This window comes from Nonomuraea sp. NPDC049309 (assembly GCF_043196965.1).
Taxonomy (GTDB): Bacteria; Actinomycetota; Actinomycetes; order Streptosporangiales; family Streptosporangiaceae; genus Nonomuraea; species Nonomuraea fastidiosa.
On sequence record NZ_JBICSH010000009.1, the window covers coordinates 168,574 to 187,381 of the forward strand.

Consider the following 18,808-nt stretch of genomic DNA (forward strand, 5'->3'; position numbering starts at 1 on the left):
CGCGCGGAGCGACGATGGCGGCGTCGGAGTGGAGGCGGATCGCGCTGACGCTGAGCCCGGTACGGCGGGCCGCGTCCCCGATCGAGTAGAGCTCGTCCATGCCCGCCACTATCGGACCTCAAGTCGCTTGAGACGCGACCTCCGGCATGGACAGCCGCCAGGCGTGGGGCTCGACGGTCCACGTGCGCTCGGCGTAGGGGCCGGTCAGCTCGCCGTCGGCGTTCACGTGCACGGCGGGACCGCTGATCCGGACCCGCGTCCCGCGCACGGCGGCCACCTCCGGCCTGTCCACGTGCCGCCCGAGCTTGAGCAGCACCCCGTACCGCAGCCGCTGCCACGGCCCCGTGGCGAACGAGACCACCACGTCGGCCTGCCCGTCCGAGGGGTGGGCGCCGGGGGTGAGGGGCGTGCCGCCGCCGATCGAGGTGCCGTTGCCGATGCCGACCATGAGGACCCTGCGCCGTCCGTCCGCGACCACCCGGCCGTCCACCTCCACCTTGAGCGGCGATCCTTTGGTACGCGCGCCCGCCACCAGGCTGCCGACCGCGTACGCGAAGCGGCGCAGCACCGGCTTGAGCGGCGTCGCCGTACGGGCGGCCTCCACGCCCACGCCGATGTGCACGGCGTTGACCACGACGCCGCCCTCGTCGTCGCGCAGCAGGTCGATCGGCCGGGGCCGGCCCAGAGCCGCCGCCCGCGCCGCCTCCTTGGGATCGAGTGGTACGCCGAGTCCGCGCGCCAGGTCGTTGCCGGTGCCGAGCGGGATCAGGCCGACGGTCCTGCTGGCCAGCTCTCCTCGCTCGGCCAGAGTGGCGACGAGGCGGTGCAGGCTGCCGTCGCCGCCCAGCACCACCGGGTCCCGGTCGGGATGCTCGTCCAGGGCCTTGGCCAGCGCATCGGGCTCGTCGAGCCGGACCTCTGCGGTGTCGGCGTGCTCGCGCAGCACGTTCACGATGTCCGAGACGACGTCGTCGGCGGCGCCCGCCGCCGCGTTGACGATCGCCAGCAACCGGCGCATCGAAGCCCTCCCTCGCCGCGTCCTCCGGGGCCGACGCCTACCCCGCCCCGCGCCCCCAAACCTCCACACCCCGCCGCGGGGTGGAAGCATCCCGGTGCGGCTTCCGGCTGTCCCGGCCGGACCGGCGCCCCCGATCACCCCACCGCCGCGGCTGCGAACTTCATGGGGAAGAGAAAGGAGGGCGGAACCCGGTGGCGGGGCCGCCGCTCGGCTGCGGGCCGATCGCTGAGAAGGGGACGCAGTCCGGTGGTGGCGGCGTCGCCCGGCTGCGGGGCTTCTTGGGGAGAGGGGGCGGCGCGCGGCTGCGGGGCCAGGCGTGGAGAGGGGGAGGCGGAACGCGGGCGTGGACGGTCTGGCCTTGGTGGTCGGATACTTGGTGGTCGGATATGCGGGTGGTCGGCACTGCTACCTCCGCCGCTACAAAACCCAGACTCCCAGCCGGTTCTCATGAAGTTCTCAGGCGAAGTTTGTAGCACTTTCGCCTGAGATTTATGACTATGGGGCGATGGAGCGCGTGCCGCAGGCGGACGGCGCGGCCGAGGCCGAGGAGGCGAAGACGCCCCCGAAAGCCGAAGCCGGTAAGCGGGTCCGATGGTTCGTCGTCGGGGGTGCGGCCCTGGTCATCGTGGCGGTGCTGGCGTACGCCCTGGGCAGCATCGGCGCGGGCGGCCGGGAGGCCGCGCCGAGCCCCAGCCCGACGCCCTCACCCAGTGCCACGTTGAGCGTGTCCGAGGTCTTCGAACGGGTCGGGCCGTCGGTGGTGGTCATCCAGGCGGGCAAGTCGCTCGGCACGGGAGTGATCGCGGCCGACGACGGAACGGTCCTGACCGCGTACCACGTGATCAAGGGCGCGAAGGACGTCACGTTGCGATTCTCCGACGGCACCAGGAGCAAGGCCGCCGTCACCTCGGCGAACCCCAAGCGCGACGTCGCCACGCTCAAGCCGCAGAAGCTGCCCGAGGTGGTCGTCCCGGCGACGCTCGGCGGGGCGGTGTCCGTCGGCGCGCCCGTGATCGCGATCGGCAACCCGCTCGGCCTGACGTACAGCGTCTCGACCGGCGTCGTGTCCGGCCTGAACAGGTCCGCCGAGCGCGGCTCCGCCGACGGCGACCTGAACGGGCTCATCCAGTTCGACGCCGCCGCCAACCCGGGCAGCTCGGGCGGCCCGCTCCTCGACTCGCGCGGCCTGGTGATCGGGATCGTCGTCTCGATCGCCGACCCGGGAGGCGACGAGGCGTTCGCCGGCATCGCGTTCGCGGTGCCGATCGGCGCGGCCCTGGGCGGCGACGACGGCGAAGGACCGCCCGGCGAAGGGCTGCAGATATGACGCGAAGGGACCCCATGACCCCACCAGAGCCGGACCAGGCCCACCCGCTCGAACAGGTGCTGTTCGAGGTCAAACGTACGATCGTCGGGCAGGACGTGCTGCTCGAACGCATGGCGGTCGCGCTCATCGCCGACGGCCACCTCCTGGTGGAGGGCGTGCCGGGCCTGGCCAAGACCCTCGCCGTGCGGTCGCTGGCCGCCGCCGTGCACGGCACGTTCCAGCGCGTGCAGTTCACCCCCGACCTGGTGCCGGCCGACCTCATCGGCACCCGCGTCTACCACCAGCACTCCGGCGAGTTCAAGACGGAGCTCGGCCCGGTGTTCGCGAACCTGCTGCTCGCCGACGAGATCAACCGTGCCCCCGCCAAGGTGCAGAGCGCCCTGCTGGAGGTCATGCAGGAGCACCAGGTGACGATCGGCCGGGAGACGTTCCCGGTGCCGGAGCCGTTCCTGGTCATGGCGACGGAGAACCCGATCGAGTCGGAGGGCACGTACCCGCTGCCCGAGGCGCAGGTGGACCGGTTCATGATGAAGGTGATCGTGGACTATCCGTCGAACGCCGAGGAGCACGCGATCGTCGCGCGGGCGCTGCGCCCGCCGGAGCCGCCGCAGCCGATGCTCACCCCCGGCGACCTGATGGCCATGCGCGAGCGCGCCCGGCAGGTGTACGTGGACCCGTCGATCATCGACTACGCGGTCCGGCTGGTCTCGGCCACCCGCTCACCGGCGACGGCCGGGCTCGGCGAGCTGGAGCGGTACGTCACCCACGGCGCCAGCCCCCGCGCCTCCATCGCGCTCGTCACCGGGGCGAGGGCGCTCGCGTTCCTGCGCGGCCGCGACTACGTGCTGCCGCACGACCTGGCCGAGCTGGCGCTCGACGTGCTGCGCCACCGGCTGGTCCTGTCGTACGAGGCCCTCGCCGACGACGTGGATCCCGACACGATCGTCACCAGGGTGCTCGGCGCGGTGCGCGCCCCCGACGTCGTCCTGCAGAGCCGCTGACCCGCCATGGCGACCGCGCCGGAGAAACTCCTGCTCCGCCTGGAGTGGAAGGTCGTGCGCAGGCTCGACGGCCGGCTCCAGGGTGCCCACCACACCACGTACCGGGGGTCCGGGATCGACTTCACGGGGCTGCGCGCGTACAGCGAGGGCGACGACGCCCGCCACATCGACTGGAACGTGACCGCCCGGCTGGACGAGCCGCACCTGCGGGTCTTCACCGAGGACCGCGAGCTGACCGTGTGGCTGGTGCTCGACAGGTCGGCCTCGATGGCGGCGGGCCGTCCCGGGCGGGCCAAGCACGACGTGCTGGCCGAGCTGGCGCTGGTGCTCGCCCGGCTGTTCGGGCGCAGCGGGAACCGGGTGGGGGCGCTGCTGTACGACACCGGCATGCTGCGCGTCGTTCCGCCGGGCACGACGCGCAAGCACGCGCTGCGCATCGCCGCCGAGCTGGAACGCACCGCGGAGCGCGCCGCGAAACGGGGCGCGACGACCGACCTGGCCGCGATGCTGGACGCGGCGGGACGGCTGGCCCGCCGCCGCGCCCTCATCCTCGTGCTCTCCGACTTCATCGGCGAGGGCGACTGGGAACGCTCGCTGCAGCGCCTGGCCCGCCGGCACGAGGTGGCCGCGCTGCGCATCGTGGACACCGCCGACGACGTGCTGCCCGAGGCCGGGCTGATCGTGGTCGAGGACGCCGAGACCGGCGAGCAGCTCGTCGTGGACTCCGCCGACCCGCTGCTGCGGGTGCGCTTCCGCGAGGCGGTGGAGGCCCGCGAGGCCGGGCTCACGGCGGGCATGCGCCGCGCCGGGGTGCCGGTGCACCGCGTGGAGACCGATCGCGACCTGGCCGAGACGCTCGTCGAGGTGGTCGCCAAGACCAGGGACAGGCGCTCATGAGAGCGTCCGGAGGAAACCCGGTGGAGGAGGCGTCATGACCCTGTCCTCCCCGCTGCTGCTCGTCGCCGGGCTGCTCGTGACGGCGGCGCTCGCCTGGGCGGCCGCCGTCTCGGTCCGCCGCCGCAGGGCGGCGCTGGCCGCCGCGGGGGTCGTCGCGGCAGGACGCCGTACGCCGTCCGGCGCGGGCCTCGGCACCGGCCTGACGATCGTCGGCGTCGCGGTGCTCGCGATCGCCACGGCGGGACCCACGGCCATGGTGCCGGTGCCCCGTACGGCGGGCACCGTCATCCTCGCCATCGACGTCTCCAACAGCATGGGCGCCACCGACGTCGCGCCCAACCGGCTGGCGGCGGCGCAGCGGGCGGCGCGCAAGTTCGTCGAGGCGCAGCCCGACAGCGTGGACATCGGGGTCGTCGCGTTCGAACGCGGCGCGCTCACCACCGCGCGGCCCGACCCCGACCACGCCAAGGCGCTCAAGGCCATCGACCGGCTGAAGATCTCCGGCGGCACCTCGCTGGGCGCGGCCATCGCGGTCTCGCTGACGGCGATCAGCGGCAAGCAGGTGACGATCGGCAAGGACGGCGACGTACCCGACATCGGTTACTGGCCGTCGGCGACGATCGTGCTGTTCTCCGACGGCCAGAACCAGGGCCAGGACCTCGAGAAGGCCGCCGAGGTCGCGCAGGCGGCCGGCGTGCAGGTGCACACGGTCGGCGTCGGCACCACCGCGGGCGCCACGGTCAAGGTGGACGGCTACCACGTGCAGACCTCGCTGGACGAGGAGACGCTGACGCAGATCGCGCGGACCACCGGCGGCGAGTACCACCCCGCCTCCGACGCCGCGCGGCTCGACGGCATCGCCGACTCCATCGACCTGCGGCTCACCGTCTCCGACGAGCCGCTGCCCCTCACCGGAGGGCTCATCTGGGTCGCCATCGCGCTGCTCACCGCGGGAGCGGCGCTCACCGTGCTCCGCTCTGGACGGGTGATCTGAATGCCGCCGACATCGACATGCCCGGGGGTGATCTGAGGTGACCTTCTCCTGGCCGTGGGCACTGCTGTTCGCGCTGGTCATCCCGCTGATCTTCGCCGTGCGCTGGTGGGCGCTGCGCCGCCGCAGGCGGGCCGCCGTACGCGTCACCTCGATCGCGCTCGTACGCGCCGCCGTGCCGGGACGCACCCGGTGGATCAGGAAGGTCCCGCCGGCGCTGTTCGTCGCCGGGCTCGCGCTGCTCGCGGTCGGCGCCGCCCGGCCGCAGGCGGAGGTACCGGTGCCGCAGCGGTCGGCGACGATCCTGCTCGCCCTCGACACCTCCATGTCCATGTGCTCGACGGATGTGGAACCCAACCGCCTGACCGCCGCGAAGAAGGCCGCCGCCGAGTTCGTCGAGTCGCAGCGGGGCGGGCCGCGCATCGGGCTCGTCACGTTCTCCGGCACCTCAGGGCTGCTCGTCCCGCCGACCGACGACACCGACGCGCTGATCGAGGCCCTGGACGACCTCATGACCGGCCGGGGCACCGCCATCGGTCAGGCCATGCTCACCTCGATCGACGCGATCGCCGAGGTGGACCCGTCCGTCGCCCCCACCGGTGCCACCCCGCCCCCGGGCGAGGGCGGTCACGCCGCCGCCGCGATCGTCGTGCTCACCGACGGCGCGAACACGCAGGGCGTCGATCCGCAGACCGCCGCCCAGGAGGCGGCGCTGCGCCACGTACGCGTCTTCCCGATCGGCTTCGGCACCACCGACCCGGCGCCCATGGTGTGCGACAGCTCCCAGTTCGACGGGCGCGGCTTCGGCTCGTGGGGCGGCTGGGGCAGGGGCGGCTTCGACCGCGGGCGCAACGTCCGCAACATCGACGAGGCCACGCTCAAGAAGATCGCCGAGACCACCGGCGGCTCCTACCACCGCGCCGAGAACGCCGACGAGCTGCAGAGCGCGCTCGGCTCCCTGCCGGCCGCGTTCACCGTGGTGCGGGAGAAGGTGGACACGGCCGCGCTGTTCGCGGCCGGGGGAGCGCTGCTCGTCGGCAGCGCGCTCGGGCTCTCGCTGTGGTGGAACCGGCCACGGACGCCGTCCCGATGAGGAGCCCCGCCGGGCGGCGGGGGCTCAGTCGCGGCGGCCCCGCCGGCCGAGCAGCCGCTCGATGTCGCGGCGCTCGCGCTTGGTGGGACGGCCCGCGCCGCGCGCGCGTACGGCGACCGGCACGATCTCCTCGCGGGGCGGCGGCGGAGGGCTCTTGTCGACGTAGCACTCGGCGGCCACGGCGGCGCCCACCCGCTTGTTGATGATCTTGGAGACGACGACGATCCGCTCGCGGCCCTCGTGCCGCAGCCGCACCTCGTCGCCGGGGCGGACGGCGTGGGCGGGCTTGACGCGTACGCCGTTGACCCGCACGTGACCGCCCCGGCAGGCGTCGGCCGCCATCGACCTGGTCTTGATCAGGCGGACCGCCCAGATCCAGCTGTCCACGCGCGCACTCGGCTGCTGCTCACCTGCCACGCCGTCACTCTACTGACCCGCCGCCCTCCTGGTTCACCCCCGTGAGCAGATCCGCGGCCGTGCGGACGTCCTCGTCGAGCGGCCGGTCCGGGTCGATCGGCGGGATCGCCTCGGCCAGCGCGTCCAGCAGCTCCGCGCAGGCCGGGGCGGTGGGCCGGCGCGCGCCGACGTGCGCCGCCTGCCGCAGCCCCACGGCCAGCGAGCCGCACAGCAGCCGCAGCAGGCCCGCCATGTCGTACGCCCGCAGCGCCGCCTGCGTCCCGAACGGCACCACGTCCTGGTTGTGCAGGTTGGTGGGCAGGCTCTGCATCCCCGCCGGCACCGCGGCGCGGCGCAGCTCGGCGACGAACGCCGTCGTCGCGAGCTGCACGCCCTGCATGCCGTGCTGCCGGCCGGGCCCGGCGGCCAGCATGGGCGGCAGCCCGCCGTTGCGCCCGGGATCGACGAGCAGGTCGAGCTGGCGTTCCGCGAGGTTGCCGAGCTGCGCGATCACCATCGCGAGCACGTCGGACGCGAACGCGGCCGGCTGGCCGAAGAAGTTGCCGCCGTGCACCACGAGGTCGTCGTCGGGGAAGAACAGCGGGTTGTCGCTGACGCTCGCGAGGTCGGCCGCGACGACGCCGTCCACGTACCGCAGCGCGTCCTCGGCCGCGCCCAGGAGCTGCGGCGAGCAGCGGATGCTGTACGGCTCCTGCAGCGCCCGCGTCCCCGACGGCCGGATCCCCGACAGCGTCTTGCGCATGCCCTCGGCGACGTCCGCCGCGCCGCGATGGCCGTACGCGTCGAGCAGCCGGGGATCGAGGAACTGCGGGTCGCAGCCGAGCAGGTCGGCCAGCAGGCAGGTGAGCGTCTGCACGGCCCGGTGCGAGGCGCGCACGCCGTCCAGGGCGAGCGCGGTCGCGGCGGTGGTGAGCGAGGTGCCGTTGACGAGGGCGAGCGCGTCCCGCCCGTCGAGCGAGAGCGGCTTGAGCCCGGCCTCGTCCAGCGCGGCGGCGGCGGGCATGCGCCGGCCGTTCACGTACGCATGTCCCCGGCCGCGCAACGCCTGGGCGGCGTAGGCGAGCGGGATCAGGTCGCCGCTCGCGCCCACCGAGCCGAAGCGGGGGACCGCCGGGACGAACGTCGTGCCGAACATGGCCGCGAGCCCGTCCACCACGTGCGCCGACACCCCGGACAGCCCCTGGGCCAGCGACCACACGCGCACCAGCAGCGCCGCCCTGGCCACCTCCAGCGGCAGGTCGGGGCCCTGACCCGCGCCGAGATGGGCGAGCGTGTTGTCGCACTGGTCGGCCTCGTCCTCCCGGCCGGCGAAGCCGACGAGCGCCCCGAAACCGGTGGTCGCGCCGTACACCGGGCGATCCTCCTCGCTCAGCACCTCGCGCAGGTAGCCGCGGCCGCGCTCGACGCGCCCCCGCACGCTCGGATCGACGACGACGGACACGGGAGCCGCGGCGCGGCGGAGATCGGCGGGACACAGCGGAGCGGTGAGTTCGATGTCGCGCATGACCGGACGATAGGTCGGTGATTCTCAGAATCCTCTGAGAATTCGTCCTTAGCTTCCAGATCATGGCGCATGACTACGTGATCATCGGAGCCGGACCGGCCGGGCTGCAGCTCGCCGCACTTCTCGAACGCCACGGTCATGACTACGTCGTCCTCGAACGCGGGTCGGGGCCGGGCACCTTCTTCACCCGCTTCCCGCGGCACCGCCAGCTCATCTCCATCAACAAGGTGCACACCGGGTACGCCGATCCGGAGCTGCGGCTGCGCATGGACTGGAACTCGCTGCTGAGCGACGATCCCGGCCTGCTGTTCACCCGCTACACCGAGGAGTACTTCCCGCAGGCCGACGACCTCGTGCGCTACCTCGCCGACTACGCCGAACGGACCGGGGTGCGCGCCGAGTACGGCGTGGACGTCGTCCGGATCGGCCGCGACGACGAGGGCTTTCGCATCCTCGACGCCTCCGGCCGCACCTGGCGGGGCCGCCGGCTCATCATGGCCACCGGCGTCTCCCGCATGTACGTCCCGCCGATCCCCGGCATCGAGCACGCCGAACGCTACGACACCTTCGACACCGACCCCGCCTCCTTCACCGACCAGCGGGTGCTCGTCATCGGCAAGGGCAACTCCGGCTTCGAGACCGCCGACGCGCTCGTCGCCAAGGCGGCCGTCATCCACGTCGCAGGGCCGCACTCGATCAGGATGGCCTGGCAGAGCCACTACGTCGGCCACCTGCGCGCGGTCAACAACAACTTCCTCGACACCTACCAGCTCAAGTCGCAGAACTCGGTGCTCGACGGCACGGTGGAGAGCATCGAGCCGCGCCCCGAGGGCGGCTACCGCGTCATCTTCCGCTACGCCCGCACCGTGGAGGCGCTGCGCGAGCTGCACTACGACCGGATCATCGCATGCACCGGCTTCCGGTTCGACGCCTCGGTGTTCGACGACTCCTGCCGGCCCGCGCTCGTCATCAACGACCGTTTCCCCGAGCAGACCTCCGCGTACGAGTCCGTCAACGTCCCCGATCTGTACTTCGCCGGCACGCTCACCCAGCAGCGCGACTTCAAGAAGGGCACCAGCGGCTTCATCCACGGCTTCAGGTACGGCGTGCGCGCCCTGCACCGCATCCTCACCACCCGCTACCACGGCGGCTCCTGGCCGGCGAGGGAACTCGAGCCCAGCCCCGAAGCGGTCAGCGACGCGATCATCGAGCGGGTCAACAGATCGTCGGCGCTGTGGCAGCAGTTCTCCGTGCTCGGGGACGTCGTCACCGTGGGCGGCAGCGCCCTCTACCAGGAGGAGGTGCCGGTCGCGTACGTCGCCGACGGCGGGCTCGGCCCGGCCCGGCACCGCTTCGTCGTCACCCTCGAATACGGCCCCGACCACGACACCGCGGACCCGTTCGACATCTCGCTCCCGCGCGTCAAGGAGAACGACTGGGAGCACGCCCAGGACTCCAGCTACCTGCACCCGGTGGTGCGCTACTACCGCGACGGCGAGCTCAACGCCGTGCACCACCTGGCCGAGAACCTGGAGAACGAGTGGGACCTGCCGGTGGTGCACCGCCAGCCGCTGACCGCCTTCGCCAAGGAATGCCTGGCCGATGCCGGTTGATCCGTACCCCCGTCCCGTCCTCGACCTGCTGGCCGCCGCCGGTGACCGCCCCGTGTTCGAGCACGGGGACCGGGCGGTCACCGGCGCCGAGCTGCTCGGCATGGTCCGCCGGTGCGCGGCCGGGCTGCGCGCCGCCGGCGTCGGCCCGGGCGACGGGCTGGCGCTGCTGCTCGGCGTCTCGCCCGAGGCGTTCGCCGCGATCATCGCCGGGTACGTCGTGGGCGCCCGCGTCGTCGGCGTCCGCCCCGGCCTGCCCGACGCCCAGCGCCGCCACCTGCTGAGCCAGGACATCACCGCCACCGTGGCCGACACCGGCACCGGGGGCCTGCGCCTGGACGACCTGCTGGAGACGCCCGACGACGGCGGGCCGCTCGAGCTGTCCGGCCGCCCCGACGACGTCGCCAGGATCGTCCACACCAGCGGCAGCACCGGCACGCCCAAGGCGTGCGCGCAGACGTACGCCGCCATGAACGCCGCCTGGACCGCCCGCCCCGACGCCTGGCCGCCCGCGATCAGGGAGCTGGCCTCCCGGCTCCAGCGCTACCTCGTCTTCGGCACGCTGAGCAGCCAGGTCATGATGGAGTACGGCATACTCACGCTCGCCGCCGGCGGCACCCTCGTCGCCGCCGAAGCCCCGTCGCTGCCCGAGGCCATCGTCAAACACCGGGCCAGCGCCAGCGTCATCACCGTGCCCCGCCTGTACAAGCTCGTGGCCGCCCAGCGCGCCACCCCGGCCGACCTGAGCAGCCTGCGCGCGCTCATGGTGTCCGGCTCGCCGGTCCAGGCCGCCCGGCTGCGCGAGGCCCGCGAGGTGCTCGGCCCCGTCGTGTTCCACGGCTACGGGCAGACCGAGACCGGCACCATCTCCATGGCCACCCCCGACGACCCGCCCCCGTCACTCGGCGTCCCGCCGGACGTCATCGACATCTCGATCAGGGACGCCTCCGGCGCCCCCGTACCGCCCGGCCAGGACGGCGAGCTGTACGTCCGCACCCCGGCCCAGGCCGCCGGCTACTGGGGCGACCCCGAGGAGACGGCGCGGGTCTTCGTCGACGGCTGGGTGCGCACCCGCGACCTCGGCCACGTCGACGCCGACGGCCGCCTCTACCTCGCCGGCCGCGTCAGGGACGTCATCATCGTCAACGCCGAGCTGCACTACGCCGGCCCCATCGAGCGCGCCCTCGCCGCCTCGCCCGACATCGCCGAGGCGTACGTGATCGGCGCGCCTGACGAGGACACCGGCGAGGCCGTGCACGCCTTCGTCGTCCCCGCACCCGGCCGCACCCCCGACTTCGACGCCCTGCGCCACCTGGTCAGGGAGCGGCTCGGGGCCGCCTGCGTGCCCGCCACGATCACGGTCATCGACGAGGTGCCCGCAGGCCCGAACGGCAAGCCCGACAAGCGCCTCCTGAAAGCCCCCGGTTAGCCGGGACGCGCTCCTGCCCGCCGTGCCTGCCGCCGGGCTTCCGCTCCCACCGCATGGGCGGCCCGGCCCTACCTCACCCGCACGGGCGCCCCGCCCCGCTTCCCCCCGCACGCTCGGCTCGGCCCCTGTCTCCACCTCGCACGCTCGGCTCGGCCCCTGTCTCCACCTCGCACGCTCGGCTCCGCTCTGCCTCCCCGCACGCTCGGCTCGGCCCTGCCTCTACCGCGCACGCTCGGCTCGGTGGGGGAAGACCCCTCTTTCCTCGAGGCCGTGCACGCACGGCGGCGGGTGAGGTTGTGGACGGGCGTGCCTTGACAGGTCCTGCCTTCTCCTCCTTGAAAGGCCGTGCACGCACGGCGGTGGGAGGGGTTGTGGACGGCGGGATGACTCGCCTTGACAGAGTTCGGTCGGGATCGTTTAGTGGTCCGTAGGTTGACAACGTTGTCTACGGGCGGGACCCGCCGACCGCGGCAGTGCGGGCCCGCAGCAACGCGAGCCCCTCATGGAGGAGCCTTGTCCCGTTCAGCATGGGTGGCGGCCTTAGCCGCCGCCGTCACTCTCCCCAGCCTCTCCTTACCGGCCCCCGCCCAGGCCGCAGCCCCGCCGGCCGACCTCGCCGCGTACGTCAACCCGTTCATGGGCACACAGGACGGCGGCCCCGACTTCGGCCACGGCGGCGGCGCGGGGATGAACTTCCCGGGCGCCGCGCTGCCGTTCGGCATGATGCAGTGGAGCCCCGACACCGTCCGCGCCTCGGGCGGCGGCTACAAGTACGAGGACGACCGCCTGCGCGGCCTGTCGCTCACCCACATCTCCGGCCCCGGCTGCACCGGCGCCCAGGACTTCCCGGTCCTCCCCATCTCGGGCACCGTCGCGAGCTCCCCGGCCACGGACTTCGACGACTACGTCCAGACGTTCCGGCACGAGAACGAGAACGCCTCGCCCGGCTATTACGGCGTGACTTTGGACAGCGGTGTCAAAGCCGAGGTCACCGCCACGACCAGGGCGGGCGTCGGCCGCTTCACCGGCCCGGCGGGCAAGCCGCTCACCCTGCTGCTCAACGTCAGCGGCTCCGTCAACGGCGTGGACGACGCCGAGGCCACGATCAGCAGCGACGGCGGGTTCACCGTGAGCGGCTGGGCCAAGACGGGCGGCTTCTGCGGGGCGCAGAGCCGCTACTACGTCTACTTCCACGCCACCTTCGACAAGCCGGTACGCGCGTTCGGCACCTGGCGCGACGGCTCGGTGCTCCCCGGCGAACTGCGGGTGAAGGGTCGTTCCGAGGCCAAAGTGCCGCCGGCGGTCAAGCCGCACGGCCTGGCCGGCGTCACCGACGCCCCTGGGGAGAGGCAGGCTGAGGGGAAGGGCGAGCCCGCCGTGCAGCCCAGCCCGCCCGCCGACCGGCCGCCGGCCAGGCAGGCCGCCCGTGACGTGATCGTCAAGGGTCCGGGGATCGGCGTGTATCTCCAGTTCGACCCGCAGACGCCGGTGCAGATGCGCGTCGGCCTGTCGTACGTCAGCATCGACGGCGCGAAGCGCAACCTGCGCGCCGAGGTCGGCTCTCAGGGCTTCGACCGCATCGCCGCGAGCGCACGGCGCGCCTGGAACGAGCGCCTCGGCCAGATCAAGGTGACCGGCGGCGACGAGACCAGGAAGCGCACGTTCTACAGCAACCTGTACCACGCGCTGCTCCAGCCGTACGTCTTCGACGACGTGGACGGCACCTACACCGGCTTCGACTACCGCACACACCAGGTCAGGCGCGGACACCACCACTACGCGACGTTCTCCGGCTGGGACGTCTACCGCAGCCAGATGCAGCTCATCGCGCTGCTCGCGCCCGACGTGGCGAGCGACATCGCCCAGTCCATGTACGAGAACGCGCACGCCATCGGCGACGTCTGGGACCGCTGGTCGCACCAGAACACGATCACCGGCGTCATGAACGGCGACCCGTACCACTCGATCATCTCCAGCATCCACGCCTTCGGCGCGCGCGACTTCGATGCCAAGGGCGCGCTGGCCGCGATGGTCAAGGGCGCGGAGCGCATCGGCGCCGACCCGGCCACCGGCTACACGGAACGGCCGGGCAACGCCGCGTACCTGAAGAACGGCTACGTCCCCACGGACCCCTCGACCACGCTCGAATACGCCATCGCCGACTTCGGCATCGCCCAGCTCGCCGAGCGGCTCGGCGACACGAAGACGCGCGATGCGTTCATGCGGCGCGCCCAGTCCTGGCAGAACACCTACAACCCGGCCAACGCCTGGATCCAGCCGCGCTTCGGCGACGGCTCGTTCACGCCGGACTTCGACCCGGCCAGCCCGTCCATGTACGTGGAGGGCAACGGCGCCCAGTACCACTGGATGGTGCCGCACAACCCGCGCGGGCTGTTCAACGCCATGGGCGGGGTCGACAAGGCGATCGCGCGGCTGGATGAGTTCTTCGCCGAGCTGAACGCCGGGCCCAACAAGCCGCACGCCTACCTGGGCAACGAGCCGTCGCTGCTCAGCCCGTGGCTGTACGTGTGGGCGGGTCAGCCGTACAAGACGCAGGATCTGGTGGCGCGGGCCAGGAACGAGCTGTTCAAGCCCACGCCGGACGGCCTGACCGGGAACGACGACCTGGGCACGATGGGCGCCTGGTACGTCTGGGCATCGATGGGGATTTATCCCGCCATCCCGGGGCGTGCGGAGCTGATCCTCCACAGCCCCGCGTTCGAGAAGATCACCGTCACCCGCTCCAACGGCAAGACGATCACCATCAACGCCCCCAGCGCCTCCGACACCAACCGCTACATCCAGGCGGTCAAGGTCAACGGCAAGGCGACGGACCGGGCGTGGCTGCCCGAAGGGTTCACCAGCGGCAGGCTCGACTTCGCGCTCGGCTCCCGGCCCGACACCTCGTTCGGTGCGGAGGAGCCGCCGCCGAGCTTCCAGGCGGGCATGAAGCCGTACCTGGTGAGCCTCGACCCCGGCGCGTCCCCCGTCGAACCCGGCGGAACCGTCACCGCCACGCTCACCGTCCAGGCCGTCGGCGAGGGCGGCACGCTCACCTGGACCGCCGAGCCGCCCACCGGCGTCACCGTGACCCCGGAGAGCGGCACCCTCGACGTCCCCGCCAACGGCAAGGCCACCGCCGAGATCACCCTCGCCACCGCCGCCGATCTGCCGACCGGCTTCACCACCGTGCCCGTCGAGCTCGACGCGGACGGCGTCACCGCCGCGGTCAAGCTCAACGTCGCCGAGCGCGGCACCATCGAGTGGCACCAGAACAACGCCGGCATCGGCGACGACGAGCAGGCCGGCCTGGCCAACTTCGACGGCATCGGCTGGAGCTACAGCGCCCAGGCGCTCGCCGCCGCCGGCGCCCGCCCCGGAGCCGAGCTCACCTGGAAGGGCCACACGTTCACCTGGCCCGACCGGGCGCCTGGGGAGTGGGACAATGTCCAGGCCACCGGCCAGACCATCGACGTCTCCGCCCCCGAAGGCGCCACCACCCTCGCCTTCCTCGGCGCCGGCGCCTCCGGCGACGTCGAGACCGACATCACCATCACGTACACCGACGGCTCGACCCAGCAGGCCCGGGTCGGCTTCAGCGACTGGGCGCTCGCCCGCGACGCCTACCCGCCCCGCTTCGGCAACGAGATCGTCCTGCGCACGCCGTACCGGCTCGATGGCGGCGGCGGGCGCCAGGACATCAACGTGTACGTCTTCGCGACGGTCCCGATCGAGCTCGACCCCGGCAAACAGGTCAAGTCCCTGACCCTCCCCGCCCCGGCCACCGCCGCCACCCCCCATATCTTCGCCTGGTCCTTCGGCACGTGACCCGGCAGAGGCGGGTGAGGGGCCACCCACCCTCACCCACATGACCCGGCGAGGTGGGCGAGGGGCACCCTTCCTGCCTCGCGTAAATCGGCGAGGTGGGTGAGGACCGGCGCGTCCTCACCCACCTCCACCAGGTCTGCACACCGGACGCCGGGGCGTCAGTTGTGGTGGTGTTCGGCGGAGGCCAGGTAGGCCGGGGTGAGGCCGGCCGCGGGCTCGGGCTCCCAGAAGACGGTGTCGGGCCACGGGGCGATGCGACGGTCCATGACCCGGTGGATCTGGGCGGGCGTGCGGATCTCGACGGCGTGCGGCGGGATCGCCGCGTCCGAGAAGGCGTACGGAGACGAGGGGTGGTCGGGCCCGAGGCCGCGGGGGTACGGCTCGGCGGTGTTGACGTGCCACACACTGGCGCGGAGGGAGAGCGAGTCGACCAGCCACAGCTCGTAGTCGTCCCGGTTGTCGGCCAGGTGATTGATGTAGCGGGTGAGCACGGTCTGCGCGACCGTCTCGGCCCGGTCCGCCAGCGTCATGCCGCTGGATTCATCGCTGGGCGCCGGGTACCAGCCCTTGGCGTGCCTGTCCGTATATTCAATGAGATAAGCGAATTCTTCGCGGTCTTCCGGCTCTTCCGACGCGCCGAGCCGCTCGGCCGCCTCCGCCGACAGCCGTGCCCACGCGGCGATGCCGGCGTACATCGCGGCCTGGCGGTTGGTGTACGGGGCCCCGTCCTCGCGCACGGCATACTCGTCGAGACGCGGCATGTTCAGCAGGGCTGCGACCTGGTGAAGCTCGCGGGGAGAGATCAGACGGTCCCGCGCGCCGGTGAGATCTTTCGTCACGACCTTCAGTTTGCTGGCTCGTCAAAAGTACGACCCGGCAAAACCTAAAAGATCTTCGATGTTTCTCTGCGGCCGAGAGCACCGTTTCGTAGATCTTCTTGATCGGCGACTTTTGTCGGCATAAAGCGCGATGAATATCGATTGCAATGGGTGGTGCGCTGCGCGGCGCCGGGCGGTACGGAGCCGAACGCCGCTTTGGGCGAAGCGGGGGCGCCGCCCTAGGGTGGTCGTTCACTGCTTACATGATTACAAGCGGGTGGGAGGGGGCTGGCCGGCATGAGTCTTCGTCAGTACGAGTACGCCTTGGCCGTGGCCGAGGAGGGGTCGGTGACGGCGGCGGCCGAGGTGCTGCGGGTCGCCCAGCCGTCGGTGTCCCAGCAGATCCGCAGCCTGGAGCGGGAGCTCGGCGTCACGCTGTTCACCCGTATGCCGACGGGCCTGGTGCCCACGGCGGCCGGGCGGGCGTTCCTGCGGGAGGCGCAGGTGGCGGTGGCCGCGGCCAGGCGGGCGCGGGCGATGGCGCGTGCCGGGGCCGGCGAGCTGGAGGGCGAGCTGCTGGTGGCGGCGCAGATGGGCCTCGGTACGCGGCAGCTGCCGAGCGCGCTGGCCAAGCTGCGCCGCCGGTTCCCCCGCCTCGAGGTCACCGTCTTCGAGGAGCCGAACCCCGCCGAGCTCGAACGCCTGGGCCGCCGCGGCGTGCTGGACCTGGTCCTGGTGGCCTCGGCCTGCGACGAAGGCGGCGCCGACGCCTACCACCTGGGGGACGAGGAGTTCGTCGTGGCGCTGGGCTCCGGGCACCGGCTGCTCGCCGCGGACAAGGTCGAGCTGCGCGACCTGGAGGGCGAGCCGTGGATCAGGTTCGACCGCGAGAGCGCGCTGGACGCCGTGCTGCGGGACGTCCTGCGTGACAACGGCCTGACCACGACCACGGCCGCCCGCGTGTCCCAGACGGCGACCGCCGTGCGCTGGGCCGCCCATGGGCTGGGCGTGACGCTGGTGCCGGCCTCCGCGGTTCCGCACGGGTACGAGCGGCTCGCCCGGCCGGTGCTGCCGGTCGTGTCGCAGCCCGTCATCGCCGGGCTCCGGCTGGGCGCGGGCCCGGCGGAGACGGCGCTGCTGGAGCTCCTGCGGGAGGAGAGCTGGTCGCGTACGGCGTCGTACGCGCAGGTGGGCTAGACGACAGCGAGCTAGAAGACGGCGCCGCCGGCGTCCACGTGGAGCGTGGTGCCGTTGACGAATCCGGCGCGGGGCGAGGCGAGGAAGCAGATGGCCTCGGCGAGCTCGCGCGGCTCGGCCGTCCTGGGGATGCCGAGGTCGCGGGCGACGGGCTCGTTGCCCGCGTCGCCGTACGCGGCCACCACCCCTTCGGTGAGTACCGGGCCGGGGGAGACGCTGTTGACGCGTACGCCGCCGTCGCCGAACTCCTTCGCCCACGCCCGGGTCAGCGCCTCCAGCGCCGCCTTGGACGCGCCGTAGACGGACGTCCCCGTGAACCCCCGGTGCGCCGCCAGCGTGCTGACGTTGACGATGGCGCCCTCGCCCTTGGCCAGCATGTCCGGTACGAGCGCCGCGACCAGGAAGTACGGCCCGCGTACGTTGACGGCGAAGATCTCCTCGTACCCCTTCACGCTCTGTTCGAGCGCGGGCGCTGTGGGGAAGACACCCGCGTTGTTGACCAGGATGTCCACCGGGCCGCTCCGCCTGGCCAGCTCGGCGACCGACTCGAGGTCGGCCATGTCCGCCTGGACGTACCGGACCGAGCCGTCCTCCCGCGCGAGGCGCTCGGCCTTTTCGCCGCGTTCGGGGTCGCGTCCGCTGATGACGACGGCGGCGCCCTCGCACGCCAGCAGCCGGGCGGTGGCCAGCCCGATGCCGGACGTCCCGCCGGTGAGCAGTGCCGTTTTTCCGCGGAATTCCATGTGCGGAGAACCTTTCAGCCCATCGGGAATTCGCCGCCGTCGACGACGAGTGTGCGGCCGATCAGAAAACTCGCCCTTTCGGAGACGAGGAAGAGCACCGCCTCCGCGATGTCGTCGGGCCGCCCGTCACGGCCGACCGGCGTGGTGGCGAGCGCGGTGTCGTTCTGGACCGGCGCGCCCTCCATGCGGGCGGCCACCTCGGCCCAGTGCGCCCGCGTCTGCTCGCCGCCCGGGGTGGCGATCCTGCCGGGCGAGACGGCGTTGACGCGGACGCCGTACGGCGCCAGCTCCAGCGCGAGCCCCCTGCTGTAGGTCTCCAGCGCCGCTTTCGCGGCCGAATAGTGCAGGAACGACGCAGCCTCGGGGGCGAGGGTCGCGGCCGACGAGATGTGCACGATCGCGCCCTGGCGGCGTTCCCGCATCTGCGGCACGAGCAGCGCGTTCAGCCGTACCGATGACAGGAAGTTCAGGTCGAGCGCGTCCTGCCACACCTCGTCGGGGATGTCCGTGCTGCCCTCGTACGCCTGCGCGCCGCCCGCGTTGTGCACCACGATGTCCACACCGCCCATGGCCTCCCGCGCGGCGGCGGCGACGGCCTCGGCCCCCGCCCTGGTCCGCACGTCGGCCGGCACGAACGCGGCCCCCTCCGGCGGCTCGCCGGCGGCCGACCGCGCGGTGGTGAGCACCTGGGCGCCGGCCTCCAGCAGCCGCCGTGCGACGGCCGCCCCGATGCCCCGCGTCCCACCCGTCACCACGGCCCGCCTTCCCGCGAACTCCGGCGTTTCCGTTTCCTTCACGACGGTGGTCATCGCCGCCCGTCCTTTCCGTAGAAAAATAAAAGAAAAAGCGCAACTCTCGCAGCGCTTACACGCTATGCCCGGGAAAGAACGGAAATCAAAGAGTAAAATTCAGTGGGCCCTATAGGGAACGCCTAT

At 72.5% G+C, this 18,808-nt stretch carries 15 protein-coding genes and 1 pseudogene; 9 read left to right on the top strand and 7 right to left on the bottom strand.

Going from position 1 to position 18,808, the window contains the following annotated elements; genetic code table 11:
* Positions 1-4 precede the first annotated feature (4 nt).
* A pseudogene (locus tag ACGFIM_RS37770) lies at positions 5-100 on the bottom strand (MerR family transcriptional regulator); the annotation flags it as partial.
* Between the two features lie 18 nt (positions 101-118).
* Entirely contained in the window at positions 119-1,018 is a 900-nt protein-coding gene (locus ACGFIM_RS37775; RefSeq protein ID WP_393211155.1) for a diacylglycerol/lipid kinase family protein, read from the bottom strand.
* 505 nt (positions 1,019-1,523) lie between these two features.
* Between ACGFIM_RS37775 and ACGFIM_RS37780 the strand changes: the two genes are divergently transcribed.
* Genes ACGFIM_RS37780 through ACGFIM_RS37800 form a run of 5 tightly spaced genes read left to right on the top strand, consistent with a single transcriptional unit; the run spans position 1,524 to position 6,327 of the window.
* The gene (locus tag ACGFIM_RS37780; protein WP_393211158.1) at positions 1,524-2,345 is read left to right on the top strand and encodes a S1C family serine protease; all 822 of its coding nucleotides are present in this window, start codon (positions 1,524-1,526) and stop codon (positions 2,343-2,345) included.
* 14 nt (positions 2,346-2,359) lie between these two features.
* Positions 2,360-3,346, top strand: a complete 987-nt coding sequence (locus tag ACGFIM_RS37785) for an AAA family ATPase (protein WP_393211161.1) — start codon at positions 2,360-2,362, stop codon at positions 3,344-3,346.
* Between the two features lie 6 nt (positions 3,347-3,352).
* A complete protein-coding gene (locus ACGFIM_RS37790) occupies positions 3,353-4,243 on the top strand; it encodes a DUF58 domain-containing protein (RefSeq protein ID WP_393211164.1) in 891 nt (296 codons plus the stop codon).
* 34 nt (positions 4,244-4,277) lie between these two features.
* A complete protein-coding gene (locus ACGFIM_RS37795) occupies positions 4,278-5,237 on the top strand; it encodes a VWA domain-containing protein (protein WP_393211167.1) in 960 nt (319 codons plus the stop codon).
* 37 nt (positions 5,238-5,274) lie between these two features.
* Positions 5,275-6,327 carry a VWA domain-containing protein gene (locus ACGFIM_RS37800; protein ID WP_393211170.1) on the top strand — a complete coding sequence of 351 codons (1,053 nt, stop codon included), beginning with the start codon at positions 5,275-5,277 and terminating at the stop codon, positions 6,325-6,327.
* Positions 6,328-6,351: 24 nt separating this feature from the next.
* Here ACGFIM_RS37800 and ACGFIM_RS37805 read toward each other — a convergent pair whose 3' ends face one another.
* Together ACGFIM_RS37805 and ACGFIM_RS37810 are read right to left on the bottom strand one after the other, a co-directional pair.
* Positions 6,352-6,744 (bottom strand): RNA-binding S4 domain-containing protein, encoded by a 393-nt coding sequence (locus ACGFIM_RS37805; RefSeq protein ID WP_393211173.1) that lies wholly within the window; start codon positions 6,742-6,744, stop codon positions 6,352-6,354.
* 4 nt (positions 6,745-6,748) lie between these two features.
* On the bottom strand, positions 6,749-8,248 hold the full coding sequence (locus tag ACGFIM_RS37810; protein WP_393211176.1) for an aromatic amino acid ammonia-lyase: 1,500 nt from the start codon (positions 8,246-8,248) through the stop codon (positions 6,749-6,751).
* A gap of 62 nt (positions 8,249-8,310) precedes the next feature.
* Here ACGFIM_RS37810 and ACGFIM_RS37815 point away from each other — a divergent pair, with 62 nt between their 5' ends.
* The 3 genes from ACGFIM_RS37815 to ACGFIM_RS37825 all read left to right on the top strand — a co-directional run bounded on the left by ACGFIM_RS37815 (position 8,311) and on the right by ACGFIM_RS37825 (position 15,115).
* Positions 8,311-9,861, top strand: coding sequence for an NAD(P)-binding domain-containing protein (locus ACGFIM_RS37815; RefSeq protein WP_393211179.1), 1,551 nt, complete (start codon positions 8,311-8,313; stop codon positions 9,859-9,861).
* Entirely contained in the window at positions 9,851-11,287 is a 1,437-nt protein-coding gene (locus tag ACGFIM_RS37820; RefSeq protein WP_393211182.1) for a class I adenylate-forming enzyme family protein, read from the top strand. Before ACGFIM_RS37815 ends, ACGFIM_RS37820 begins: the two co-directional genes overlap by 11 nt.
* A gap of 513 nt (positions 11,288-11,800) precedes the next feature.
* Positions 11,801-15,115, top strand: a complete 3,315-nt coding sequence (locus tag ACGFIM_RS37825; protein ID WP_393211185.1) for a GH92 family glycosyl hydrolase — start codon at positions 11,801-11,803, stop codon at positions 15,113-15,115.
* Between the two features lie 158 nt (positions 15,116-15,273).
* Here ACGFIM_RS37825 and ACGFIM_RS37830 read toward each other — a convergent pair whose 3' ends face one another.
* Positions 15,274-15,954, bottom strand: coding sequence for a hypothetical protein (locus tag ACGFIM_RS37830; protein WP_393211188.1), 681 nt, complete (start codon positions 15,952-15,954; stop codon positions 15,274-15,276).
* Between the two features lie 276 nt (positions 15,955-16,230).
* Here ACGFIM_RS37830 and ACGFIM_RS37835 point away from each other — a divergent pair, with 276 nt between their 5' ends.
* Positions 16,231-17,130 (top strand): LysR family transcriptional regulator, encoded by a 900-nt coding sequence (locus ACGFIM_RS37835; RefSeq protein WP_393211191.1) that lies wholly within the window; start codon positions 16,231-16,233, stop codon positions 17,128-17,130.
* An 11-nt stretch (positions 17,131-17,141) separates the two neighbouring features.
* Here ACGFIM_RS37835 and ACGFIM_RS37840 read toward each other — a convergent pair whose 3' ends face one another.
* Both ACGFIM_RS37840 and ACGFIM_RS37845 read right to left on the bottom strand, forming a co-directional pair.
* A complete protein-coding gene (locus ACGFIM_RS37840; protein WP_393211193.1) occupies positions 17,142-17,873 on the bottom strand; it encodes an SDR family NAD(P)-dependent oxidoreductase in 732 nt (243 codons plus the stop codon).
* Positions 17,874-17,887: 14 nt separating this feature from the next.
* Positions 17,888-18,682 carry an oxidoreductase gene (locus ACGFIM_RS37845; RefSeq protein ID WP_393211196.1) on the bottom strand — a complete coding sequence of 265 codons (795 nt, stop codon included), beginning with the start codon at positions 18,680-18,682 and terminating at the stop codon, positions 17,888-17,890.
* Positions 18,683-18,808 lie beyond the last annotated feature (126 nt).